The organism is Paenibacillus sp. VT-400, from assembly GCF_001029205.1.
Lineage (GTDB): Bacteria > Bacillota > Bacilli > Paenibacillales > Paenibacillaceae > Paenibacillus > Paenibacillus amylolyticus.
On record NZ_LELF01000067.1, the window covers coordinates 767,872 to 784,879 of the forward strand.

The following is a 17,008-nucleotide window of genomic DNA, read 5'->3' on the forward strand; positions in this document are numbered from 1 at the left end:
GCCCGCGTGCCCGGCATAAGTCGACGTTAGCAAATCAGTTTTTTTGGAGATTGTGAAGTAATTTTTTTCGGGCCCTAGCTAATCTTTGTGTAAATACAGACTCTGTTAAATGAAGTTCTTGACAGATTTCACGATACGTTTTTCCCTCCACATAAAATAATAGAAGAGCTACTTGATAGTCTAATTTTAACTCGTCAATTGCTCTGTAAAGTTCTTCGTTAGTCTCAGTTCTCTCTACTTCTCGTTCCACAGTAAGTGCATCACTGAGAGTTTCAGTATTGTAACTGCAGGGGTGTGCCAAAAAGCGGCGCTCTCTATTCAATTTTCTTAAGTAATCTAAAGTAGTATTATAGGTCAATCGTTTAATCCAAGCTGGGATGTTCGCATCTGATCTAATATATGGACCCTTTGTGATTGCTTTAATGAAAGCATCCTGAATAATATCTTCTGTTAATGAATAATCAAGTATCATGGAATAAACGCTCGGATATACGAACTTGTAAAAAGAGCTATACACCTTTTCCTGAATTGTTGAATCAACACTGTCTAGTGGGTCTCTAAAAAAATCAAACCATTGAACCATACGTGTCCTCCATAAATTTTTATGTAATTAACACGAAACAGAACAATCTGTTCATTGTTAATTATACATCTTATATGGAATAATAAGTTATTTAATTTTGTTGATTCATATCACTAGTAATTCAATTGATTTTTATATTTTACATATTCATACTTTTTTCGTTAGATAATGCAGATTGTAACGTTATATATGTATGCACCTTTACACCATGAATTTAATTCTGCGAAGGCTTGGGAGGAGCTGATAAGGAAAGGAGGGCGTTAATTATGTGTTAAGCTTAAAGAAACAAAGGCAGAAGTGAGGTATGGATATATGAAGAAAAAAAGATCTAAATACTTAATCTTGCTTTTTATGTTTATTGTAATTGTATCTATTCTGTTTTTTTTGAATTTCAACAAAAAGGAAGCCAATGAGCCAGTGGTTAATGGCAATATTATTCAAATTAAGAACTTTGATCTGGATGCTAAATCAACAAATTTAAAGACAATGACAGAAGGGTCGATATTCGTTGAGGGTGAGAAGGAGCATATTGATCATATCAAAATAGTAGCACATGTAGAGATTGACCCCGCTGACTGGGGTGGTGTTGCATTTTATATCCCTGATCAATGGAGTGTCTCCAGCATCACCAGCAGTTATCCTGAAAATCAATCGAAGTTAAAGCCCGCTGAGTATGTATCCACCTGGATGAATTCTTCTGATGACTCTTCTTGGCGCACGATGATCGAAATTGGGAGAGAGCGGAATTTCACAGCAAATGGCGGAGGTACTGGAACGATCGTGATTGATTTAAGTCCGGATCAAAAGGGTGTGTCCCCCTCTGAGTCATTAAAAATTGGTATTGAGGTCGGGTCAGAAGAGAAAAATGGAAAAAGAGTTATGGGTACAGATTCTGTTGAAGTTCCGGTGTTTTAAAGTACTTAATTGTGATTCTTTTGTTTTGGGAAACGAATACAAAGGGAGTTGACCTAAATGAATTCATTATTAAGAAAGCCTTTAAAAAGAGCTGTAAGCGCACTGCTAATTACAAGTATTTTTTCGACAATATTGTTTGGAAATTATGCTTTTGCAGCGGATCAACCTGTCAATCATACAGAGGCAAGTAATTCTCTGACTTGGAAGGAAGCTGGAAATAATCATTATGATATCTACAGCGCGTATTCGGTTGGGTTTATGGGTGCAGAATGGTCAAGTGCTCGCCGAGCCTGGGGATTCAACTATAGATTGGTTGGAACAGGAGCAAGTAGATACAACGATAAAGCGACAAGTAGAATAAGAATAGCGGCATTTGAAATAGAAGGAACCTCGAATACAAGCAAATTAGCTTTATGGTCCAGCGCAGACAGTAAGTATATTGGCTCTGCGCCAGAATCTTCAGGTTCAAAACCAGGCTATAGCTCTCTTGCGGGCGCTGTTATTGGTTTTGCAATTACAGCTATTAACAATTTAAGTGCTGGGTATGCATGGTCAGTTGTTGGATTAATTGATGCAATGCGTAGTACAGTGGATGACGTTATTTCTACTGATAATCGTTTGTGGAGAAAGTGGGATTGGTCATCTGATATTTCAGATACCGGTCAGTACTTCTGGTTCATCGCTGATGTGGAGCCTAACCAGACCGCCCAAATATCAACTGAATATATGATTTTTGGTCCGGGTTACGAACTCTTATCTGCGGGTGTAAGATACCGGAATCTTGAAGCTGGTAGTGCAGGAAGGAGTTTAGCAGCTAAAACGAATGAGGAATGGAACCCGGGAATGATGTCGGCTACGGAAAAAGAAGAGTATGGAATTGAAGAAATTCCAAGAGAGCAGTTTGATAAAAGAGCAAAGGAACTGAATATCTCTTCCAGAAGTGTTGAGGAATTTACGAATTCAGATGAAGACGTTTTTTATTACGCACATGATTTTAAGGAATATGAAGTAAGCCAACCTGAGCTTGCGGCCACTTCGTCGTCTAAAACTGATTTAATTCAAGAAATAAATCAAAGCTTGGAAAGAAGTTCAAAAATTGTAGAAGCCTTCTCAACAAACGAAGTTCTCCAAGAAGAGGATCAGGCTATTATTGAGAAACATACGATCAAAATAATGAAATTGAAAGAACTCTTAAACAAGGTGCAATCCTTAAATGAAGAGGATTCAGGAGCTATAAATGCTCAAAGGAAAGCTTTCCAAAACGAAGCTTAGAATAAAGCTGGGTTAACTAGATATAGAAAAACAAGCCGAAGCGTGTATCTTACCGCTTCGGCTTGTTTTGTTTACTCTTTATTTCTCAAAAAATCTAATCCTTACTTCGCACTTACCGATTTAAACCATTCATTCACTTCTTGCGTGATCTGATCACCGCCATTGGATTTCCAGTTGGCGACGAATTGGTCAAAGGCATCAATTGGCAGATTGCCATAGATGATTTTGTTGAAGGTTTCCATCTCGGACTGGCGGAGCAGGTTCCATTTGGATACCATGGTTGGTGTTGCAGCGCCAGTGAAGTAGTTTTGTTTACGGACATCGATCTGGGACATAACGACTTTACCTGCATACCAGTTTTCCGGTTTACGGAATTCGGCCATTTGTTTCTCGTAAGGTGTTTCAGGCTTCTCGCCGTTGGCCAGCTTCACGAGTGTTTTCATGTACAGATCCGGGATACGTGCTGGGCCGGTCAGGAAAGGGAATTCGTTGGAGAAGTCTTTGATCTTCTCTTTGTCACTGGTCGGTTGTCCGTCAATGATATCCCAGTCGTAACCTTTGGCGAAGCCGTATTCATACTCACTGCCCGCTTTCGGGTTTGCAAGGTTATCCAGCAGGTAGTTGTAATACAAGAAGATTGCTTCTGGATGTTTCGCATCCTTGTTGATCATGATACTTGCGTTGACACCAGAGTTCTGCCACTTCGTACCGATCTTGCCGTCTGGGCCAGCTGGAACAGGGTAAGCTTTATACTTTGAGCCAGGTACGTTCTTCAGCAGGTCAGGTGCAGGCCAGTCCGGTACCCAGTTTGCGCCAGGCAGAATGCCCGCTTTGCCAGCTGTCCAGCTTTCAGCGGATTTGCCTTCGTCCCACAGCGCGGAGTCAGCGTGGATATAACCTTTATCCATCCATTCAGCCAGCTTGGCAAGGGCTTGTTTGGCACCCGGGTTAACGGAGCCGTACTCGAGATTGCCGTTCGCGTCTTTGTTCCATTGCTCCTCGATTGTGCCGTATGCACCGAACAACCAGTCGAGCTGACCCATCCAGGTGTTGGTGTTATTTTTCAGCGAGATCGCCAGCGGGAATACTTTGTCTGGAGACAGGCCGTCCGGGTTCTCGTTCTTGAATTTGTCCATGATGTTCTCAAGGTCTGCGATGGTCTTCGGAGCTTCCAGGTTCAGCTTCTCCATCCAGTCCTCGCGGAGCCAGAGCAGTGTATCGTCGTTATCGGTGTACTCCATGATTGGCATGTTGTATTTCTTGCCGTCCTTGGTGAACGGATACCACAGTTCAGGATGTGCTGCTGCGTGATCTTTCAGGGTCTGACTCGCGTACTTGTCGAACAACTCATCGATGGCGATGAATTGACCGGAGTCGATCAGCTGATTGGTCAGTACCGCATTGGTGGGTACGGTGACGAAATCTGGCAGCTTCTCGCCAGAGGCGATAGCCAGTTGCAGCTTTTGTCTGTATTGATCGTCATTGGCCGGATACCAAGTATCTTTATGCTTCATACCCAGCGTTTCGAGCATCCAGCGATCGTGCACGTTATTTTCTTTGGTATCTCCTTGCACGTATTTCTTCGGCATCAATACCGAACTGAACTCGATGGGTGGATCATATTTTCCTTTAGCAAAAGCAGCTTCTGCTTCAGCTGAGCCGACAGTTCCCGGCGTATTATTACCATTGTCACTGCCTGTCTCGCCACTGCCGCACGCAGTGATCGTGATGAGCGCGATAACCATGAGCAGTGACCACCATGTTTTTTTGAATTTGATCATTGTTCAATCCCCCTACGGTGTATGATCTTTACAGTTTAACTGTACCAACTTGTGCGGGAGTGCATCTATATGAGTTTTTTAGTTTCGATAGGACTCTATTAGTGAATGTTCCAAAAGACCGTTTTTCAGTCATGTTATTTATGCTGGTCTCTGTACTCCTGCGGCGTAACGCCGAACTGGCGCTTGAACACTTTGATAAAATAAGCCGGGTCCATATAACCAATCTCCATGCTGATTTCATACACTTTTTTGGTGGTCGTGACCAGCTTGTGACAGGCCCGATCCATGCGCAGGCGCGAGATATAATCACTGATGCCTTCACCCGTTTCGATCTTATAGATCTTGGACAAATGGGTCGGGTGCAGATTGACATGGTCAGCAAGCACACGCAAAGACACATCCAGATGTAGGTTCTTATCCGTAAAATCTTGAATCTTCTTCACATACTCGGAACGGATGTCCTTGATCTCGTTGGACGTGCCTTCCTTGAGTTTGCCAAGCACACTGAGCGACCATTTCCGCAATTTACTGATGGTAGCGAAAACTTCCCCACTTTGCAAATCCTCGACATCATTGCCCATTAAAGTAGTCAAAGTCAGCTTGTTTCGGTGGGCAATATTGGTGAACGAAGCCGTAATAAGAAAACCAGCCTCCATGCAATGCTCCCAGGATTCCGACCATTTCTCATCCAGCTCAGCGCAGACCGCGAGGATTTTCTCTTCGGCGGCATCCCACTGTCCGCTTTCTAACAAACTAATGAAGGTGGGCGGGGTGTACAGTACGTCCAAGGGACCTTGCGCCGCAGGTGTCTCGACATCACTGACACGCATGACAAATTCACGTTCATCGCCGACGATCTGCCGGAAATAGGCGGAAGCCTGACGGAAGCGATCGTAGAGCTGATCCGGAAAGGTGAACCACTCGGTGATAACGATGGAGAGGGAGCCTTTCAGAAATTGTTTTACTTTGGATTGAAGCTGAATGGACAGCTTCTCCAGAATGGTTTCTTTGCCAATATCGCCTTTCCGTTCTTTCAACTGAAGTAAAAACACCAGATATCCGTGCTCCTCCTTGACGCCCCACACTTCCATAAACTCACCCATAATCTCTTCCGCCATGTTGATGATGGCATATTCGATCAGGGTCTGATCATTGCTGTCATAGTGTCCGAATTCTTCTTCCAAACGAACCAGCATTAATGCAACATCCCCGGTATGAAAGGGCAGAGCGTAATTAGCGAGCTTCCGATCCCATTCGGCAGCGGCGATTCGTTGTCCCTGCAAAGCCCCTAGGAGCAGTCGTCCCCGCAAATGGGGAAGATTCTCTCGCAACGTAAACTGCGTTCGTGTCAGTGAACTGACAAGTTCCCATTCGCTGTTCAATTGATCAATGGCCTTCTGCACAGCACCCATTAGTTCATCGTCTGTGGGCGGCTTCAGCAGATAGTCTACAGCTTCGAACTGAATGGCTTTTTTGGCGTAATCAAATTCGGAATATCCGGATAACAGAATACATTTTATTTTTTTGTCCCGTATGCGGATGCGTTCGATCAGTTCAATTCCTGTCATTTCGGGCATCTGAATGTCCGAGATCACGATATCGATGGGATGGGTGTCGATCATTTGTAGTGCTTCGTGTGCCGAGTATGCTTTATGCACATGTTCAATACCCAGCGTATGCCAGGGCTTGGTCATGGACAGGTTATCGACCCAGTGTGCTTCGTCGTCTACGATCATCATGTGCATTGTGTAGTGTCTCCTTGGTGGTATATAAGTCTTAAGAGTTAAAATCAATGGATGCTTCTTGTGAACGAGGTCGCTACGGATTTGAAGGGTTCTTTCGATCGCTGTTCAAGCCCCATTTTCTGAATTGGAAGATTGAATGGTTAAAATGTTGCTTGAAAGGCGAACGCTTCGCTTCTCCAGAATCCCTTCAATCCTTCGCTTTGGTTCACGTAAAGTTTAATCCCTTTATTTTAAAACAAGCCCTATATAAAGGTTGAATTTGTAATAAAAGCGAAGCGTATGCTCCGATGCGGCATTCTTTCCAATTGGTTTTCATGAGAACACTTCCGAACGCTTTGCTTCTTCAGGTTTTTTCTGTCCTCTGCGTTCACGTGTAAATGGTTCGTTCAAAATCAAATATCAACTTATCGTTAGTATCGAAATTAATTTGTATCGGTATTTCCTTTATCGGAATCTGTATCCTCTTTTGGTATCTCCCAGATAATCTCGGTCCGGAACCCGCCAAGTGGGGATGGGCCGAATAGGAGGTAGGAATGACTGCCGAACAGGTGCGTGATTCGTTGGTGCGTATTCCAAAGGCCGCAGCCCATTTCTTCTTGTAAAGGTTCCTGCATCTTCAAGTTTAGCGCTTCGTATTGTTCCGGGCTTAAGCCAGGACCATCGTCGTCGATGTATATTCTGCCAAAACCATTCAAACGCTCCCCGGTAATTCGGATTTCCCCGGATGAATAGGACTTCGCCACGCCGTGAATCACGGAATTCTCGACCATCGGCTGAAGCATTAATCGTGGCACCGACTGGGAGAGCATATCCTCAGGGATATCGATGTGATATTCAATGCGACCATTACGCAGCTTCTGGATATCCAGATAGTTGATCAGCAGCTTGATCTCTTCCTGAAGCGACGACGTCTCCCGTTCCATGCGGGTGGTGTAGCGATAATACGCACTAAGGTTATGCGCCATGGAGACCACGGCTTGCTCGTCCTTCATCTGGGCCATGTTGATGATATAACCAAGACAATTATATAGGAAATGCGGATTGATCTGCGCTTGTAATTGCTTCAGCGTAGCTTCCCTTGCTCTAATTTTCTCATGGAATACATTCTCGATCAGATCTTGAATCTGATGAGACATATCGTTAAATCGGCGGAACAGGAATGAGAACTCATTCTGGTTTTTGCTATGCAGTCGCACAGAATAATCACCCTGCTCTACGCGGCGTAAGCCTTTGATCAGTTTTTTGATCGGATATTGAACATTCCGGTACAGCAGGATTGACGCCGAGATACCCACCACCAGCAGCAATATCATACAGGTGTAGAACAGATTCTGACTCAGCGAGATGGGTTTCAAAATCTGATACAGCGGGATCACGTCAACCAGATGCCAATCCAGATAGGTGGACTTTACGGAGCTAACCAGATAGTTCTTGCCGTTCAGTTCGACCACGTCCTGTGTGGTATCTTCGGGAGAATGCGTATCCAAGTACTGAATAAGTTCTGCTGATAACTGTTTGTCCGCGCTGCGATTGAGAATGGGTGAATTTCCTTTGTGATACAAGAAAGGATCGCCTTGTCCACCCGCTTTATACGTATCCAGCATATTTTGAATATTTTCGTAGCTGAAGCTAGCTTCAATCACCAGATTACTTCCCGTGAGCATCCCCGGCTGTGCCAAGGAATCGGTATAAAACCAATAGAAGGAATTTAGTTCGTCCTGTGATGCGGCTCCCTGATCCCCATAGGTCCATCGTCCACTCATATTTTTTTTCAAATACGCCTCATCATATCCTGTCGTTTGGTTGTAGTTGGCTATGACATCCTTATTCTGCTGTGAATACACCGCATATCGGGTAGGCCATATATCCGTAACGCCGGTTTGCAACGTCATCTTCTCTTGTATCACATAACGGGTCTGCATCCGGTCATATCGATCATCCCACATGTTAAGGCCGTTGAAAGCTCTGACATTTGGATCTCGGGAGAGAATTAGGCTGAAATCCATCATCTGATTGATGCGGGAGTCGATCTGACTGGACAGAAACGTGAGCTGTTTGGTGTTGGAGATCTGCAGTTCTTTGCTGACGACATCATAGGTGACGTTATTCGAGTAGGTGTACATGATCAGAATGGGGATGAACAAGACCACAATTAACAAGTTTATTTTGGCAAAAAGACTGAATCGGGATCTGGTAGTACCTTGAAAAGGCATTAAGCGCTTCCATATATGCATGAAAAGTCTCCTTCTAATTCGTGTGTAAACAACCTCTTCCGATGATACCCTAACAAAACACTATCAAGCCTAACAATGTTATATAGTCAGACCTCAGAACGGCTTGATACTATTTATATCAGAGAACCCGATCACACACAAAAACTTTTTTTGGGAACAGGAGAAGCGCTATGGAGGCTAAATTGGAGGGTAAGCGGATCCCGCAGGCAAACGTTGGGAACAAGCTGGATAAAAAGAGAAAAAAACGCTACAAACAGCCATGGATTCTGCACTTCATGGTGTTGCCGGCGGCCATTATGGTCTTTATATTTTCATACATTCCGATGTCCGGGATTTTGATGGCATTTCAAGATTATAAACCTGCACTTGGATTTTTTAATTCCGAATGGGTAGGACTGAAGCACTTCAGGTATATGTGGGAAAATGATTATTTCCTGCAAATTACGTGGAACACGCTATTTTTTGCCTGTACGAAGATCGTCATGAACTTGATCATTCCGTTTGTATTCGCCTTATTGCTTAACGAGGTACGGAAGATGGCACTGAAAAGAACAATTCAAACACTCGTGTATCTTCCTCACTTTCTGTCTTGGGTTACGTTGTCAGGCATCCTGATCGACATTCTGGCTCAGACGGGTATTGTCAATCAGTTCCTGGTTTCGGTATTCGGCATCAAACCGATCTTCTTCCTGGGGGATGGCAGCTGGTTCCGATTCACAATTATTGCGAGTGATGTCTGGAAAGAGTTTGGATTCAACACAATCATCTTCCTCGCGGCACTGTCTGGCATTAACCCTGCACTTTATGAAGCAGCTGAAGTAGATGGGGCAGGACGCTGGAAGCAAACGATGTATATTACCATCCCGGCACTGATTCCCATTGGGATCGTAATCGCAACCTTGGCACTGGGTAATGTGCTTAACGCCAACTTTGACCAGATCTTTAACTTATATAGTCCGTTGATTTATCAACAAGGAGATATTATCGATACGTTTGTGTATAGAGAAGGTCTGTTAAGTGGGCAGTTCAGTTTCGCTACCGCTGTGAATCTGTTCAAATCGGTCATCAGCCTGATCCTGATTGTGATCTCGTACCGACTGGCTTACCGATTCGCCGGATATCGAATTTTCTAGAAAGGATGACAAACGAATGTATCATAAAACGATGCCTTACCGCATATTCAGCATATTCAACAATGTGTTCCTGACCATCCTTTCACTGCTCTGCTTGCTGCCTTTGTATCACTTGCTCATGGTATCACTTAGCGCATCTGCGCCTGCAAATGCTGGTCTCGTCACGTTCTGGCCAATTGGATTCACACTGGAGGCGTATGCGAAGACATTTGCCAATACCAACTTCCTCTCCTCCTTATGGGTATCTGTGGAGCGGACGGTACTCGGTACTGGACTTGCGTTAATTGTTAATACGCTTGCAGCCTATGCGCTTTCCAAAGAGACGCGGGTGTTCCGCGCACGTAACATCTATCTGTGGTATTTTGTCATCACGATGCTGTTCAGCGGTGGCCTCATTCCGGGGTATATCCTGATTCTGAAGCTGGGACTGATGAACACATTGCTGGCCTTGATCCTGCCGGGATTGGTTGCGGTGTTTAACATCATTCTGTTGCTGAACTTCTTCCGTACCGTTCCGAAGGACCTGGAGGAAGCTGCATTTATCGATGGCGCAGGTCACTTGCAGACGTTTATCAAAATCTACCTGCCTGTCTCCGTACCTGTTATTGCAACGGTTTCTCTCTTCATGATGGTTGGACATTGGAACGCATATTTTGACGGGATTATCTACATCCGTGATGCGGAAAAACTTCCACTCGCGACATTCATGCAGACGATCATCGTGCAGGCCGATATGTCGAAGCTTGATCCAGAAGCGGTGAAGAACCTGTCCCAACGGACGATTCGGGCTTCGCAAATCTTTATCAGCGCACTGCCGATCCTGCTTGTGTACCCGTTCCTGCAACGTTATTTTGTAACGGGGATTGTGGTTGGAGCTGTTAAGGAGTAGTTGAATGTAGGAAATGAATAGGATTGCAAAATGGAGTCACTGAACTGGGGAAGGCCAGGGAGGTGGCTTCTTTTTGTGGAAAAAGAACGTTGCGCATATGTAGTGCATTACCTTTATTTTAATAAAATGGTACGATAAGAAAAATGAAATGCAAGTATATCCTGATTATTCCTATCGAGGAGTTGTACATAGTGAAAAAGATGATGATGTTGACACTTGCTGTAACGTTATTAAGCTGCTCCATGGCTCACACCGTTTCAAGTGCACCTAAGAAAATCAGCGTGATTTTTAATGAAAAGGAACTCCAAACACAGGCAGGAGCCGAAGCGAAAATGATAGACGGCCGAGTATATATCCCGGCTAATATCCTTCGAGGTGCGAGATTCTCGGTAGAGTATAAAAACTCAACGCTTCATTTGATTAATAGCTATTTTCTGTACGCCAGAAATTTGATGGAGATGCATGTGTTTAATCATGTCTCTACAACGCGATTCAACAAGATGGATCAGGAAGTGGTTCACATTTTGGGCAATGTGCTGCTGGAAGAGCCGGTAGATTTCTCGAAATTACACGAGTTCATAGCGGAAGCTGAATCAAATGCGGGAATCCGACCGGAGAACTTTACTCCCGTGCTAGACTATAATTCCTTTGATTTTGGATCTGCGAGACGAAGTGTAGAAGCATACAAAAAAGCAAGTTGAGAGTTAATCGCTTATGTTGATACTGGAGACAAAGAGAGGTTGAAGTCGTTTTACGAAGAGAGAAAACAGGCACTTGAGTATTACGATTCTTACACGAATGTGTATGATCTTATTTTTAAAGCGAGTTTTACGAGTGCAGTGAGATAGAGAAGAAAATAGTAATGATAATAAGTGCAGGAGGGAATTCAAAATGGATTTTAGAAGAATAACTTGGGATAATTTTATCGAATGTATTGAACTTTAAAATGACTTGGGTTATTAAGATGACTTTATTCTCGAATCGGCTGAATCCCAAATTCAGAGAGGATGAATACGATGATGGATCAAAACTTGATACAAGCAATAGTCAGGGGAGAAACTTCGCTGGGCATTGAATTTGGATCCACACGAATCAAAGCTGTACTCATGGATCACCATTTTAATACCATCTGTTCCAGCAGTTATGAGTGGGAAAATCAATTGATTGGCGGTTACTGGACTTACCCTATGGATGACATGATTCATGGGTTGCAACAAACCTATCATCAATTAAAGCAAGAGATTGAAAAAATTATGGTGTAACGATACAAAAAATTGGCTCGATCGGATGTTCTGCTATGATGCAGGGTTACATTGCACTTGATCAAACAGGGGAGTTATTGGTTCCGTTTCGTACATGGCGCAATGCCACAACGGGGAAGGCTGCATCAGAGCTAACCGAGAAATTCCAGTTTAAAATTCCAGAGCGCTGGAGCATCGCACATTTGTATCAAGCGATTTTGAACGGAGAAGAGCATGTTACGAACATCAATTATATTACGACACTATCAGGTTACATACATCGGCTGTTGACTGGCAGTAAAGCTATAGGTATAGGGGATGCCTCCGGTATGTTCCCAATTGATGAATCCACACTGGGATATCATGAAGAAATGGTAAAAAAGTTTGACGATTTAATTGCCGACAAAAGCTACCCGTGGAATCTTAAAGATATTTTACCTAAAGTGTACACTGCCGGTGAACATGCCGGATATCTTAGTGAAGCTGGTGCACGACTGTTAGATCCATCAGGTAACTTGGAATCCAATATTCCACTGTGCCCTCCGGAAGGCGATGCTGGAACAGGCATGGTCGCTACGAATAGTGTCCAAAAACGTACGGGTAACATTTCCGTAGGTACATCGATTTTTGCCATGATTGTATTAGATAAAAACCTATCTAGGGTATACCCTGAGATTGACATCGTCACTACACCTGATGGCAATCCTGTGGCTATGGTTCTTGCGAATAACTGCTCCAGCGATATTAATGCTTGGGTCGACATGTTCCGTGAGTTTTATGAGGCGATGGGACAGAAGCCCGATATGAACCAATTATTCAGTGTGTTGTTCAATGAAGCACTGAAAGCTGACGCTGATGGCGGTGGCTTACTGAGCTATGGCTACTATTCAGGCGAGAACATTACAGGAATTGCAAAAGGTCGTCCGTTGTTCGTACGTTCTCCAGAGAGCCGCTTCAATCTGGCAAACTTTATGAGAGTTCATCTATTTGCTGCGTTTGCTGCACTAAGGCTCGGGCTGGATATTCTTACACAGAAGGAGCACGTAACGATTGAGCACATTTGGGCGCATGGCGGATTGTTCAAAACCCCACGAGTCGCTCAAAAAATATGCGCATCCGCACTGAATATTCCCGTGTCGGTCATGTCTACCGCGGGTGAAGGTGGCGCATGGGGAATGGCTATTTTGGCTTCCTACATGGTTAATAAGCAGCAGCACGAGGGTTTGGCAGAGTACCTTACTACTAAGGTGTTTATTGATGCAGAAGGACAAGAGGTTTCTCCAAATAGCGCAGACGTGAATGGATTTGCCTTGTTCATGGAGCGTTACACGGAAGGGCTGGCCATTGAGCAGTCAGCAGTAGATCATTTTCTGGAAAATGGGAAGAAAGCCTGAGATGTAATAATTTCTTGAACAGAGGAAATTGGAACGAAGCCCGTTGCCTACACTATGCTGCCCTGCTATAATTCCTGTATATCTACTGCATTGGGGGTTATGACGTGGCAATATGGATGATGCCGGATTGCTCGTTCGCTAGAAAGCCTTACGCAAAGCCTGAATAGGGGCGGACTTTGTGTAGGGCGCGACAAAAATGAGATTGTTGCCCTGAAATCAATATCAACATAATGGTTCATCCCGCAGGCTTTGCACCTTATTTGTTCTTCCAATAAAAATAAGGGGCTGAACGCCATGCAAACACCATTTATTCAGAATCATCAATTTAATTATATTCAAAAACAAGCTGATTTCCTGCTGAAAACGCTACGCTCGGTTGTAGATCCCAAAGTATTGGAAACCGTACGTTATACGGTCGGCACCAATGCGGTGAGCATCTTCGATGAACTCACTTCGGAGCAGAAGCAACTGCTGGAGCAGTTATCCACGTATGAGACGACATATGAATTGCAGACGTATCTGAACGGGCTGGAATCATATCTGATTCCATATCCGCAAGTATCCGCGAAGCAGATTCAGAAGCTGTTTCCCAAGGTAAAGAAGCTTAAGGTGCCGGATCTGGAATCCATCGATTACGCGCGTACAACTTATCTGAGATGGACCGATATTGCTACCGATCGCTTGTTCATCGTGTATCCGTATGAAGGCAGATTCCTAGGGATTGAGGGGCGAATTACGGCGACGAACAAGAAGGGATACTGTATGTTCTGTCATCGTCATCAGGAGCTTGGATTCTTCAACGTGAAGACCAAGGCTCATTCGCCAGACAACTTTTCTTCCATTGCCCAGTACGTATGCATGGATAACACAGCTTGCAACCATAGCATCACTGATATCACTATGCTGGAGAAGTTTCTTCTCTCGACAGTAAAATAATGCAAGACACACAAGCAGGGTCGCTCTTCGGAGCGACCTTTTTGCGTGTTCAAGCGTTGTGATTCGATATTGAACGTACCACAAAACTTCAGAATACATATTCGGGTCATACCTTTTTTCTCATACGATCATGGAGTCGGAATATCGTTGGCATAGTTCAGTCCCAAGTGATGTGCATGGTTCAGCAGTGCCTCATAATGCTCAGGCTTGGATTCCAACGTTTCATATAAAAACTCAACCCTCGATTGGGACACGCCGCAGTAATCGGCAATACCCACATTGAGCAAATTGGCGATCGATTGACCATAGTTGCGCTTCTGCATCTGTTCTTCCGTCACACCCGAAAGAGAGATCCACAATATCTGCTGATGAGGAAGTTTGTTCGCGCCGTAGGCAAACCCGTTGTTCATGACACGATCCACATAGCCTTTCAACATGGCTGGCAGATGCCACCACCAGAGAGGAAACACAAAAGCCACAGCATCGTGTTTCTTCAACCGATCCATCTCCGTCTCAACCTCAGGCGAGAATACCTGATTTTCTTGGGTATAGTCTGGTTCGTCTATCTCACGAAGAATCGGGTCGAATCCAATCCCATGCAAATCCAATATCTCATAACTGTGACCAGCCTCGGTAAGCCCCTGTGCAAAACGTTCAGCTACCTGAAAGGTCAAGGAATCTTTACGCGGGTGGGATACTACGACGAGTACGTTCATCTTATCTTTCACTACCTTTCTGGATTGCAGTCTTGTAGCCATAAATCAGTGGCTGATGCTATTATAAACAGGTATGAAAACATCTGGAAGTACGCACTTTGATGTTCTATAGGAAGAATGAAGTGCTATAGGAACATTAAAGTACCCTAAATGGATGCCTCGAAATAGGCTCAAATAATAGAAAGAAGAGCACCAAAAAGATTAAGATTCACCTTGATATAGCCTGATTATGGAGGGGTTCAAAAATGACGGAACATGAAGACACAAACGCTACAAAGAAATATAAAGTAGGCGTGGAAGCGGCCTTGGAAGTGATGGGCGGAAAGTGGAAGCCTTTGATTATTTATCATTTGATGACAGGACGGAAACGCACGTCGGAGCTTCGGCGGTTAATACCCGACATTACGCAGAAGATGCTGACAACACAGCTCAGAGGTCTGGAAAAGGATGAGATTGTGCAGCGCAAGGTATATTCGGAGGTTCCTCCCAAAGTGGAATATGAGTTAACGGACTACGGCTGGGGACTAAAGCCTGCCCTGGACCATTTATGTTATTGGGGAGAAGAGCATCTGGATAAAATCCACGGAGATAAGTTTAAAGTTTTGGAGGACTTCGATTCTGAAGAGAAGGGGGCGAGAAATTGAATGGTGCGGAGCACGTGAAACAGGTAGTCCCTATTCGTTGTGAAGGCGTGGCTGTAGTTCTGTTGAAGAAAAGCCTCGATCAATACCGTGTACTGATGCTGAAGCGGGCTGGTCGTATGTTGCATAACGAATGGTGTTATGTTGGCGGCGGGATAGAAAAGGGCGAGAAGGCATGGGAAGCTGCACTCAGAGAAGTCCACGAGGAAACAGGTATTACGGAAGTCCGGTTGTATTCTGCCAATCAATTCGAACAATATTACTCACCCATAGAGGATTATATCTATACCGCTCCCGTATTCGTAGGATATGTGGATGAAAGCCAGGTTGTCCGGTTAAATCATGAACATATCGAGTACCAATGGATGACGTTTGACGAAGCCAAAGAAAACGCGGCATTGCCCGGCATTGATGATATTTTGGATTTTGTTGAAAAACATTTTGCCAGAAAAACCCCTTCCGAGTGGCTTCGGATTAATGAAGAGAATAATTAGGAGATGGAACTCATCACATACAAGACGATTTATCCAAGAGCATGGTTGAGCCTACTATGTATGTTGGTCATTGAAACTATACTTTTAAGGGATGGTATTTACAATAAAAATGGGATTTGGAAGTACTCCCTGATCGCTCTATTGACCTATATTCTGGTGTATATCGTTTTCCTGATCTGGCGGTTATTTTTCACTAAACCCAGTATTACGCTGGAAAGCGATCATGTGATTTCTACGACACATCAGAGGTATGATGCATCTCAGATTGAGTGTATTTATGTGAATTACAGACGGATTGGCATCAAACTCTATGGTAAACGGTTAGTGCCGATGGATCTATGTTTTTATTTTCAACGAGGTCAGGAATCCGCAGGCGTAGAAGCTGTTCATGAATGGGCTGCGCGAAACGACAAAGAAATAAAACACAAATTGTTTCAAACCTTGGGGTAGACCAGTACGTCTGTTGAGTATAAGGAGTCGTTAAGGCTAAAGATTTGGAGGCGAAGTGATGCAAACCATAGAGCAATTTCTAACGAGTGATTGGTATAAACAGGTAACAGCAGAAATCATTCAGCTTAAACCTCAGGTCCAATTTGTCGAGCATGCCAGTTTTGAAGCATCGTTGCTGATGGATTCATTTAAAGAACGGAAATATGTGCTGGAGGGTTTCAGCGTCTCGGCTCCAACCGAAGAGGAGTGTATACAGTGGATCATGGAGCAGATGGACGGAGACAAGGATCACATAACGTCCTATGTTTTGGCTCGCTTTACATTCAGTGAACAATTGGAAGATGATCCAGATGGAGAATTTCCAGAAGGTGAGGAGCTTGAGGCAGGAGATCGATCTGAAGTGGTCGAGGTATTAGGTTTTACGAGATCTGTTATCGCTAACACCATCATTGAATATGATATGGTCAAAAACCATCCTAAACAATTAACAGCTTATTTTAAACGCACACATATTCCAGGTGCAGCTCAATTCTCGTCACAAATTAAAAAGCTTTACGCTTCAATCGCAAAGTAAATTCTAAAAA

Annotated in this window: 15 protein-coding genes and 1 pseudogene; 11 read left to right on the plus strand and 5 right to left on the minus strand. The window is 44.0% G+C overall.

Features of this window, described 5'->3' with window-relative positions; translation table 11 throughout:
- Positions 1–34: 34 nt before the first annotated feature.
- Positions 35–583, minus strand: coding sequence for an RNA polymerase sigma factor (locus tag EL84_RS14100; RefSeq protein ID WP_047842112.1), 549 nt, complete (start codon positions 581–583; stop codon positions 35–37).
- A 312-nt stretch (positions 584–895) separates the two neighbouring features.
- On the opposite strand from EL84_RS14100, the gene EL84_RS14105 reads away from it, so the two are divergent.
- Both EL84_RS14105 and EL84_RS14110 read left to right on the plus strand, forming a co-directional pair.
- Positions 896–1,498 carry a hypothetical protein gene (locus EL84_RS14105; RefSeq protein ID WP_047842113.1) on the plus strand — a complete coding sequence of 201 codons (603 nt, stop codon included), beginning with the start codon at positions 896–898 and terminating at the stop codon, positions 1,496–1,498.
- 57 nt (positions 1,499–1,555) lie between these two features.
- Positions 1,556–2,770: a hypothetical protein gene (locus EL84_RS14110; protein WP_047842114.1), complete on the plus strand. Its 1,215-nt coding sequence runs from the start codon at positions 1,556–1,558 to the stop codon at positions 2,768–2,770.
- A gap of 101 nt (positions 2,771–2,871) precedes the next feature.
- Here EL84_RS14110 and EL84_RS14115 read toward each other — a convergent pair whose 3' ends face one another.
- The 3 genes from EL84_RS14115 to EL84_RS14130 all read right to left on the minus strand — a co-directional run bounded on the left by EL84_RS14115 (position 2,872) and on the right by EL84_RS14130 (position 8,530).
- Entirely contained in the window at positions 2,872–4,551 is a 1,680-nt protein-coding gene (locus EL84_RS14115; RefSeq protein WP_047842115.1) for an ABC transporter substrate-binding protein, read from the minus strand.
- Positions 4,552–4,685: 134 nt separating this feature from the next.
- Positions 4,686–6,296 carry a response regulator transcription factor gene (locus EL84_RS14120; RefSeq protein ID WP_047842116.1) on the minus strand — a complete coding sequence of 537 codons (1,611 nt, stop codon included), beginning with the start codon at positions 6,294–6,296 and terminating at the stop codon, positions 4,686–4,688.
- 422 nt (positions 6,297–6,718) lie between these two features.
- Positions 6,719–8,530 carry a sensor histidine kinase gene (locus tag EL84_RS14130; protein WP_047842118.1) on the minus strand — a complete coding sequence of 604 codons (1,812 nt, stop codon included), beginning with the start codon at positions 8,528–8,530 and terminating at the stop codon, positions 6,719–6,721.
- Positions 8,531–8,700: 170 nt separating this feature from the next.
- On the opposite strand from EL84_RS14130, the gene EL84_RS14135 reads away from it, so the two are divergent.
- The 5 genes and pseudogenes from EL84_RS14135 to EL84_RS14155 all read left to right on the plus strand — a co-directional run bounded on the left by EL84_RS14135 (position 8,701) and on the right by EL84_RS14155 (position 14,123).
- On the plus strand, positions 8,701–9,663 hold the full coding sequence (locus EL84_RS14135) for an ABC transporter permease (protein ID WP_370739087.1): 963 nt from the start codon (positions 8,701–8,703) through the stop codon (positions 9,661–9,663).
- A gap of 16 nt (positions 9,664–9,679) precedes the next feature.
- Complete coding sequence (locus EL84_RS14140) at positions 9,680–10,552, plus strand: carbohydrate ABC transporter permease (RefSeq protein ID WP_047842119.1); 873 nt, start codon at positions 9,680–9,682, stop codon at positions 10,550–10,552.
- A gap of 191 nt (positions 10,553–10,743) precedes the next feature.
- Entirely contained in the window at positions 10,744–11,253 is a 510-nt protein-coding gene (locus tag EL84_RS14145) for a hypothetical protein (RefSeq protein ID WP_047842120.1), read from the plus strand.
- A 318-nt stretch (positions 11,254–11,571) separates the two neighbouring features.
- Positions 11,572–13,187 (plus strand): annotated as a pseudogene (locus tag EL84_RS14150) (xylulokinase).
- A gap of 294 nt (positions 13,188–13,481) precedes the next feature.
- Positions 13,482–14,123 carry a FusB/FusC family EF-G-binding protein gene (locus EL84_RS14155; RefSeq protein WP_047842121.1) on the plus strand — a complete coding sequence of 214 codons (642 nt, stop codon included), beginning with the start codon at positions 13,482–13,484 and terminating at the stop codon, positions 14,121–14,123.
- 128 nt (positions 14,124–14,251) lie between these two features.
- Here the strand turns inward: EL84_RS14155 and EL84_RS14160 are convergent, their stop codons facing one another.
- Positions 14,252–14,839 (minus strand): NAD(P)H oxidoreductase, encoded by a 588-nt coding sequence (locus EL84_RS14160; protein WP_047842122.1) that lies wholly within the window; start codon positions 14,837–14,839, stop codon positions 14,252–14,254.
- Positions 14,840–15,084: 245 nt separating this feature from the next.
- Between EL84_RS14160 and EL84_RS14165 the strand changes: the two genes are divergently transcribed.
- Genes EL84_RS14165 through EL84_RS14180 form a run of 4 tightly spaced genes read left to right on the plus strand, consistent with a single transcriptional unit; the run spans position 15,085 to position 16,998 of the window.
- Positions 15,085–15,483: a winged helix-turn-helix transcriptional regulator gene (locus tag EL84_RS14165; RefSeq protein ID WP_047842123.1), complete on the plus strand. Its 399-nt coding sequence runs from the start codon at positions 15,085–15,087 to the stop codon at positions 15,481–15,483.
- Positions 15,480–15,974, plus strand: coding sequence for an NUDIX hydrolase (locus EL84_RS14170; RefSeq protein ID WP_053061488.1), 495 nt, complete (start codon positions 15,480–15,482; stop codon positions 15,972–15,974). The genes EL84_RS14165 and EL84_RS14170 overlap by 4 nt, the downstream gene beginning before the upstream one ends.
- Positions 15,975–15,977: 3 nt before the next feature.
- Complete coding sequence (locus EL84_RS14175; RefSeq protein ID WP_047842124.1) at positions 15,978–16,424, plus strand: hypothetical protein; 447 nt, start codon at positions 15,978–15,980, stop codon at positions 16,422–16,424.
- A 58-nt stretch (positions 16,425–16,482) separates the two neighbouring features.
- A complete protein-coding gene (locus tag EL84_RS14180; RefSeq protein ID WP_047842125.1) occupies positions 16,483–16,998 on the plus strand; it encodes a hypothetical protein in 516 nt (171 codons plus the stop codon).
- Positions 16,999–17,008: the final 10 nt, after the last annotated feature.

Coding starts and splice junctions, on each gene's coding strand:
- EL84_RS14100 (WP_047842112.1), bottom strand. CDS start 583: ATGGTTCAATGGTTTGATTTTTTTAGAGACCCACTAGACAGTGTTGAT.
- EL84_RS14105 (WP_047842113.1), top strand. CDS start 896: ATGAAGAAAAAAAGATCTAAATACTTAATCTTGCTTTTTATGTTTATT.
- EL84_RS14110 (WP_047842114.1), top strand. CDS start 1,556: ATGAATTCATTATTAAGAAAGCCTTTAAAAAGAGCTGTAAGCGCACTG.
- EL84_RS14115 (WP_047842115.1), bottom strand. CDS start 4,551: ATGATCAAATTCAAAAAAACATGGTGGTCACTGCTCATGGTTATCGCG.
- EL84_RS14120 (WP_047842116.1), bottom strand. CDS start 6,296: ATGCACATGATGATCGTAGACGACGAAGCACACTGGGTCGATAACCTG.
- EL84_RS14130 (WP_047842118.1), bottom strand. CDS start 8,530: ATGCATATATGGAAGCGCTTAATGCCTTTTCAAGGTACTACCAGATCC.
- EL84_RS14135 (WP_370739087.1), top strand. CDS start 8,701: ATGGAGGCTAAATTGGAGGGTAAGCGGATCCCGCAGGCAAACGTTGGG.
- EL84_RS14140 (WP_047842119.1), top strand. CDS start 9,680: ATGTATCATAAAACGATGCCTTACCGCATATTCAGCATATTCAACAAT.
- EL84_RS14155 (WP_047842121.1), top strand. CDS start 13,482: ATGCAAACACCATTTATTCAGAATCATCAATTTAATTATATTCAAAAA.
- EL84_RS14160 (WP_047842122.1), bottom strand. CDS start 14,839: ATGAACGTACTCGTCGTAGTATCCCACCCGCGTAAAGATTCCTTGACC.
- EL84_RS14165 (WP_047842123.1), top strand. CDS start 15,085: ATGACGGAACATGAAGACACAAACGCTACAAAGAAATATAAAGTAGGC.
- EL84_RS14175 (WP_047842124.1), top strand. CDS start 15,978: ATGGAACTCATCACATACAAGACGATTTATCCAAGAGCATGGTTGAGC.
- EL84_RS14180 (WP_047842125.1), top strand. CDS start 16,483: ATGCAAACCATAGAGCAATTTCTAACGAGTGATTGGTATAAACAGGTA.